6 protein-coding genes and 1 pseudogene are annotated in these 7,453 nt (G+C 63.4%); 6 read left to right on the top strand and 1 reads right to left on the bottom strand.

Translation table 11 applies throughout. From position 1 onward, the window contains the following. Positions 1–450 (bottom strand): annotated as a pseudogene (locus tag B4E36_RS01720) (MurR/RpiR family transcriptional regulator); the annotation flags it as partial. A gap of 231 nt (positions 451–681) precedes the next feature. On the opposite strand from B4E36_RS01720, the gene murQ reads away from it, so the two are divergent. The 6 genes from murQ to B4E36_RS01690 all read left to right on the top strand — a co-directional run. Continuing rightward, entirely contained in the window at positions 682–1,614 is a 933-nt protein-coding gene (murQ, locus tag B4E36_RS01715; RefSeq protein WP_345899904.1) for an N-acetylmuramic acid 6-phosphate etherase, read from the top strand. A 53-nt stretch (positions 1,615–1,667) separates the two neighbouring features. Further along, positions 1,668–3,179 carry an ABC transporter substrate-binding protein gene (locus B4E36_RS01710; RefSeq protein ID WP_292059006.1) on the top strand — a complete coding sequence of 504 codons (1,512 nt, stop codon included), beginning with the start codon at positions 1,668–1,670 and terminating at the stop codon, positions 3,177–3,179. 24 nt (positions 3,180–3,203) lie between these two features. Continuing rightward, a complete protein-coding gene (locus B4E36_RS01705) occupies positions 3,204–4,163 on the top strand; it encodes an ABC transporter permease (RefSeq protein ID WP_292059008.1) in 960 nt (319 codons plus the stop codon). Further along, on the top strand, positions 4,163–5,002 hold the full coding sequence (locus tag B4E36_RS01700; protein WP_345899903.1) for an ABC transporter permease: 840 nt from the start codon (positions 4,163–4,165) through the stop codon (positions 5,000–5,002). Before B4E36_RS01705 ends, B4E36_RS01700 begins: the two co-directional genes overlap by 1 nt. Then, positions 4,999–6,738 (top strand): ABC transporter ATP-binding protein, encoded by a 1,740-nt coding sequence (locus B4E36_RS01695; RefSeq protein ID WP_292059012.1) that lies wholly within the window; start codon positions 4,999–5,001, stop codon positions 6,736–6,738. The genes B4E36_RS01700 and B4E36_RS01695 overlap by 4 nt, the downstream gene beginning before the upstream one ends. Further along, on the top strand, positions 6,735–7,453 hold a 719-nt coding region (locus tag B4E36_RS01690), incomplete at its 3' end, for a serine hydrolase domain-containing protein (RefSeq protein WP_345899902.1). The genes B4E36_RS01695 and B4E36_RS01690, both read left to right, overlap by 4 nt.

Genomic DNA, 7,453 nt, shown 5'->3' with positions numbered 1-7,453 from the left:
GCAGAAATCGCGCGCCACCAGCGAGGACGCGCCGACGCCGGCCACATGAATGCGCCGCGCCGCGTCGGTGATGTCGAGCGCCCGGGAAATCGCGGTCTCGTCATTGGCGGCGAGCGTCTGCTGCATGGCGTGCATCTTGCTGGCAAGCAGCTTCTGCGCGATCGTGGCCTGGCTGTCGTCCAGCTCGATGGTCGAATGCAGCGCGCCGGGCGCGCGCCATTCGCTGGCCTTCGCCTTGCTGACGGCGAACTTCATGTCCTGATAGCCGGAAAAGCCGAGTTTCTGGGCGAACTTCACCACGCTCGATTGGCTGCGCCCCGTCTTTTCGGCAAGGCTGGCCGAAGACAGCCGCAGCACCTCGTCCGGATGGGCGAGGATGAAGTCGCCGATCTGCCGGTCTGCCGGCGCAAGGCTTTCAAGCTGGGCTTCGATGATGCTGAGAACGGACATGGCCTGCCTTTCGGAAAGGGTCGACGTATAAGAATAATAAATTCCTGAATTCAGGAATACAATGGAATTGTTGCGAATTGGTTTTTGCTGATCGACTGGTCGAGTTTGGAATAAATTATTCGTATAATTATTTGACAGTTGGAATTTGTGATTATAGCCTCTGCCTGAAGTGGGAGGCTGCCGCTGCGGATTCGTCCGGCGGCAAGCCTTGAAGGGCAGGGGAATTCCAACGTGAATCTGTTGAATGGCGAGCTCGACAAACTGGTCTCCGAAGGGCGCAATCCGAAAAGCGTCGAACTGGATCTTCTGAGCACGCGCGAAATACTCGAGACCATCAACGCCGAGGATGGGCTAGTGGCTGGGGCCGTCGCTCGCGAGATCGCGCCGATCACGGCGGCGGTCGAGCGCATCGTTGCTGCGTTTAATGCCGGCGGACGGCTGATCTATATCGGCGCCGGCACCAGCGGCCGCCTCGGCGTGCTTGACGCTTCGGAATGCCCGCCGACCTTCTCGGTTCCGCCTGGCATGGTGGTCGGCCTGATCGCCGGCGGCAATGCCGCGCTCACCACCGCCGTTGAAGGCGCGGAGGATGACCCTGCTTTGGGGCGCGCCGATCTTGAGGCCGTCAATCTTTCGAAGCGCGATGTCGTGGTCGGAATCGCCGTCAGCGGGCGCACGCCCTATGTGATCGGCGCGCTGGACTATGCCCGCGAAGTTGGGGCAGGAACCGTTGCGCTTTCGTGTAACCCCGCCTCCGCGATCGCGGAAATCGCTGAAATCTCGATCGCGCCGGTCGTCGGCCCCGAGGTCCTGACCGGCTCCACCCGCCTGAAGTCCGGCACGGCGCAGAAGCTCGTGCTCAACATGCTGAGCACGGCGAGCATGATCCGGATCGGCAAGGTCTACCAGAACCTGATGGTCGATGTGACGGTCAGCAACGCCAAGCTTTATGCCCGCGCGGTGCGCATCGTCATGGAGGCCTCCGGCGTTGGCGCGGACGCGGCGACGGCGCTGCTCGAGAAAACCGGAAATGACGTCAAGCTCGCCATATTGCTGGCGCTGACGGATATGGAATTGCAGGAAGGCCGCGATCTCCTGACGAAATCGGGCGGCTATCTGCGCAAGGCTATCAACCAGAAGACGGCGCAAGGCCGCGAAGACTGAAGTCGCTCCGGTCGCGACGACCGGCAATAATCATCATCTCGAGGGATAGGATCATGGGAAGAGTTCAAATCAAGACGATCGCATCGGCGCTGGCGATAGCCGCCGCGCTCACGGCCGCGCCGGCGGCGGCAGAGACACTGAAAATGGCATGGTCGCAGGATGCGACCGGCCTCGACCCGCACAAGCAGACCGCCTTCGCGTCGATCCGCTTGCTGGAACTCGTCTACGAGCCGCTGGTGCGTACCGATGCCGAACTGAACGTGGTGCCGGCCATCGCTTCCTCCTGGGAATTCTCCGAGGATGGCAAGACGCTCACATTCAAGCTCGATCCGAATGCAAAATTCTCCAATGGTGATAAGGTGATGCCGGCGGATGTGAAAGCGTCGTTCAAGCGCATTCTGGACGAGGCCACCAGTGCGGCGGCCCGCTCCAACTTCCTGTCGATCGAAACCATCGATACGCCGGATGATGAAACCGTCGTCTTCAACCTGTCGCAGCCGGACGTTCCGCTGCTGACTGCGATGTCCTCGATCAACGCGGCGATCGTGCCCGCCTCGGCGATCGAGGCCGGCACGCTTGGAACCGAGACCCTCGGCTCCGGCCCCTTCGTGCTGGACAACTGGGCGCCCAATTCCAGCGAGACGCTGACGGCCAATGAAAACTGGGCCGGCGGCGAACTTAGCATAGACGGGCTCGACATCTCGGTCCTGCCGGACGAGACCGCCATTCTGGCATCGCTGCGCACCGGCCAGGTCGATTTCGCGCTGATCAACGATCCGCTGGTCGCCACGCTGGTGCCGAATAATCCCGGCCTCACGCTCGATCGCGAGCCGGTGCTGTCCTACCACGTACTTCAGCTCAATGCCGAGGAAGGCGCGATGCAGGAGCTCAAGGTCCGTCAGGCGATCTCCTGCGCGATCGACCGGCAGGACGTGCTGGATGCCGCCCTTCTGGGCGAGGGCAAGGTCACCGGCCCGCTGACCATGCCGGCCTTCGCCACCGACCCCTCTGAACTGTTCTGCTACACGCAGGATCTCGACAAGGCCAAGGCTTTGATGGAAGAGGCCGGCTATGCGGACGGCTTCTCCGCCAAGGTGATGGCCGCAACCGGCGAGCCGCCGACGGCGGCGGCAGAGGCTCAGGTCATCCAGTCGCAGCTTGCCGAGATCGGGATCGATCTCGAGATCGAGATGATGGAGCTCAACGTCTATATCGACCGCTGGCTGAAGGGCGATTTCGACATGGCCGTGGCGCTGAACGGCGGTCGTACCGATCCCTACACCATGTATAACCGCTACTGGACCAAGGACGGCAACCTCAACCACGTCGCCCATTATATCGACGACGAGCTCGATACGCTGATGAATGAGGGCCGCGTGGAAACCGATCCGGCCAAGCGCAAGGAAATATTCGCTAAATTCTCAAAGCATATCACCGAGGTTTCGCCCTGGGTCTGGCTCTATACCGGTTACAGCTACACCGCCAGCACCGACAAGGTGAAGGGCTTCGAGGCGACGCCGACGGGCTCGCTTTTCGGCCTCACCACAGTCACCATCGGCGAATAAGCAAGGACGCGAGGTCAACGCCCCATGAACTATCTGACCCGAAGACTGGTGACCTTTCCTCTGGTCATGCTCGGGGTGTCGGTCCTCGTGTTCATCTCGATCAGGCTGGTTCCCGGCGACGCCATCACGGCGATGCTGGGGACCGAGGCCGGCCTGCTGACGCCGGGCCAGCGGGCAGCACTTGAAACCTATTTCGGCATGGACCAGAGCTGGTTCGGCCAGTATTGGCACTGGCTCGGCGGTGCGCTGCATGGTGATCTCGGCATTTCGGTCACCTATGGCAAGCCGGTGCTGGACGTCATCCTGCGGGTGTTTCCGCTGACGCTGGAGCTGGCATTGCTGTCGATGATCGTGGCGCTCGCCATTGGCCTGCCGGCCGGCATTTACGCCGCCACCCATGCCGAAAGGCCGTCCGACCTCATCGTTCGCGTGGTCGCGATGATCGGCCAGTCGACGCCAAGCTTCGTGGTCGCGCTGCTCGCGATCTACGCGCTGTCCGTCTGGTTCGGCGTGCTGCCGGCCATGGGCACATTCACGCCCCTGTTCGAAGATCCGCTGAAGAACCTCGCGCAGATGATCCTGCCGGCTCTCACGCTGGGTTTCGCTTTTGCCGCCGCCGTCACCCGCATCTCGCGTTCCGCCATGCTCGATATTCTCTCCGATGACTATGTCCGCACCGCCCGCGCCAAGGGCGTGCCGCAGCGCAAGGTGATCTGGCATCATGCGCTGCCCAATGCTCTGATCCCGGTGGTTACCGTCTCCGGCGTCGAGTTCGGCTATCTGCTGGGCGGGGCGGTGATCGTCGAGCAGGTGTTCGCGCTGCCGGGTCTCGGGCGCACGGTGCTCGACGCCATTCTCCAGCGCGATTATGCGCTGGTGCAGGGCAGCGTGCTGTTCATCGCGCTCAATTTCATGATCGTCAATCTGCTGGTCGATCTTGCCTATGCGGCGCTCGATCCACGTATCCGGCTGGGAGCGCAGTGATGGCTCTCCTGCGTTCGATCTTTTCCCATCCGAGCGGCCGCATCGGCGGCGCGATTGTCGGGCTCTACATCGTGATTGCGATCCTGGGTCTGATCGGCATCACCCCGCATGACCCGCTGACGCAGTTCCGCCTTGATCGCCTGCATGCGCCGTCCGCGACCTATTGGATGGGCACCGATCTGCTGGGCCGCGATGTCGCGAGCCGGCTGATGATCGGCATCGCGCAATCCTTCATCGTTTCCTTTTCCTCCGTGGCGCTGGCAACGATCGCCGGCATCGTGCTCGGCCTTGCGGCCGCATGGTTCGGCGGCAATTGGGATGGCGCGATCATGCGGCTGATGGATGTGCTGCTGGCGTTTCCGGCGATCCTGCTGGCGCTTTTGATCATCACCATTGTCGGCCCCGGCACCTGGACCAGCGTGATGGCGATCGCCTTCGTCTATACGCCGATCTTCACCCGCGTGGTGCGCGGCCCGGCGCTGTCGCTGAAGTCCCGCGAATTCGTCGATGCCGCCCGCACCTTCGGCTCATCGCGTTCCTACATCCTGTCGCGGCACATGCTGCTCAATCTGGTGGCGCCGCTCACCGTGCAGGTGACGCTGGCGCTCGCCTGGGCGCTGCTGACGGAGGCGGGGCTTTCCTTCCTCGGCCTCGGCACCCAGCCGCCGCAGGCCTCGCTCGGCCTGATGCTGAGCGAGGCGCGCAACCTGATGGAGATGGCGCCCTGGCTGCTGATCTTCCCCGCACTTGCGATCATGCTCGGCATTCTCGGCTTCAACCTACTGGGCGATGCACTGCGCGATATTCTCGATCCCCGTTCCAGGAGGGCAGAGGCATGAGCAGACTTGTTTCCGTCTCCGATCTCCGCGTCGGCTTCGGCAAGCAGCCGGAGAAGAACGAGGTCGTGCGTGGCGTCAGTTTCGATCTCGATGCCGGCGAGACGCTCGCGATCGTCGGCGAAAGCGGTTCGGGCAAGTCGGTCACCTCGCTCTGCCTCAACCGCCTGGTCGATTTCGGCGGCGGCAAGATCACCGGCGGGCGGATTGACTACACGCTGGCGGACGGCAGCACGGTCGACCTCGCGACTCTGCCGGAAAAGCGCCTGACAAGCATTCGCGGTCGGGAGATCGGCATGATCTTCCAGGAGCCGATGACCTCGCTGAACCCGGTCCACACCATCGGCGAGCAGATTGCGGAGAGTTTCCGCCTGCATCACGGCCTCACCGGCAAACAGGCGATGAATGCCGCGCGCGAGGCGCTTGAGCGCGTCCGCATCCCGGATGCGGCGCGGCGGCTGAAATACCACCCGCACCAGCTTTCCGGCGGCATGCTGCAACGGGTGATGATCGCGACCGCGCTGTCCTGCAATCCGCGCCTGCTGATTGCCGATGAGCCGACGACCGCGCTCGACGTCACCGTGCAGGCGCAGATCCTGGCGCTGCTTTCCGAGCTGAAGCGCGAAAGCGAGATGGGCCTGATCTTCATCACCCACGATATCGGCCTCGTCGCCGGCATCGCCGACAAGGTGATGGTGATGCAGGCCGGCGAGGTGGTGGAGCAGGGCGAGACCGACGCGGTTCTCGACAACCCGCAGCACGCCTATACCCAGCACCTCCTGAAGGCGGTGCCGCATTTCGCCGAGGGGCGGGCGGTGCGCCGCGACTTTACGCGCAAGCCCGAAACCAAACCGGCGCTTGCCGTTGAAAACCTCACCGTGCGCTTTCCCGTCGCCTCCGGCTTATTCAACAGACGGACGGGTGCCGTTCATGCCGTCGATGGCATCGATTTCGATCTGATGCCGGGCGAGACGCTTGGCATTGTCGGCGAAAGCGGCTCCGGCAAGTCGACCACGGCGCGCGCCATCATGGGATTGACCAAGCCCACGCGCGGCAATTTCTCGCTCGGCGAGGGCGGTTCGGTCGCCGCCCATGGCGATCCGATCCAGATGGTGTTCCAGAACCCCTACGCCTCGCTCAATCCGCGCCTTCGCGTCGACAGCATCCTCGCCGAGCCGGTGATTGCCACCGGCGGACGGCTGAACGCCGAGAGCCGCGCCCGCATGGCCGAATTGCTGAAACGCGTCGGCCTGCCTGAAAACGCGCTGACGCGCTATCCGCACGAATTCTCCGGCGGCCAGCGCCAGCGGCTCTGCATCGCCCGCGCGTTGATGCTGAATCCCTCCGTCGTGGTGCTGGACGAGGCGGTGTCCGCGCTCGATGTCTCGGTGCAGGCCATGGTGCTGGAACTGCTGACTGAGCTGCAGCGCGACATGAACCTCTCCTACGTGTTCGTCACCCACGACATGGCCGTGGTCGAGCGCATTGCCCACCGTATCGCAGTGGTCTATGCCGGCCAGATCGTCGAGATCGGCAATGCCCGTTCCGTGCTCGCCGATCCGCGGCATTCCTATACCAAACGGCTGATCTCGGCGGTGCCGAGCATCGACCGCCGTCACCAGGAGTATCGCGTGGACACCACCGACGTGCCGTCGCTGGTGCGCCCTGCGGGCTATGAACCGCCGGCCGCCGAATGGCTGTCTTATGGCGATGATCATATGGCGAGGGCCGAAGCATGAGCGATATCCGTTTCAACAGGGCCTTTTCGGTACTTGAGAAAGCCGTCGCCGCAGAGCGCATACCCGGCGGTGTTCTGGGGTGGGTCGACCTTGAGGGCAGGCGTTTGACACGTTCCGCGGGCAGGGCCGCGATCGTGCCCGAAGAGCGCCCGATGGCCATCGACACATGGTTCGATCTCGCCTCGCTCACCAAGGTGATTTTCACCACGTCGCGCATTCTGGCGCGCGCAGAAGCCGGAGACATCGACCTCGATGCGCCGCTCACCTCCTTGATCCCTGATTTCCGCCAATATGATCCCAACTGCTGGGAGCGGCAGGTGACCTTCCGCCAGTGCCTCGGGCACCAGACGCATTTTCCCGCGGTCGAGCCGATCTACACCTATGGCGGCGATCCGGACCGCCTGAGAGCCTTCGTGCTGCAGCGGGAATGGCGGCGGGTGGAAACGCCAGTCTATTCCGATATCAACTACATCCTGCTCGGTATCGCGCTGGAGCGGCTTTCCGGCAAGACGATCCGTGATCTCGATCCTGGTCCGGGCTTCGCCTGGTCCGCCGCGCCGGAGCAAACGGCCGCCACCGAGCGCTGCACCTGGCGCGGTCGGGTGATGGCGGGCGAGGTGCATGACGAGAATTGCTACGCCCTTCAGGGCTCCGGCCATGCCGGGCTGTTCGGGCAGGTCGACGCCGTTCTGGATTTCGCCCGCGATCTTCTGGA

The organism is Martelella sp. UBA3392, assembly GCF_002358775.1.
In the GTDB taxonomy this organism is placed as follows: domain Bacteria; phylum Pseudomonadota; class Alphaproteobacteria; order Rhizobiales; family Rhizobiaceae; genus Martelella; species Martelella mediterranea.
Note: the sequence above shows the minus strand (reverse complement) of the source record. Positions and strands in the feature narration are given on the sequence as shown.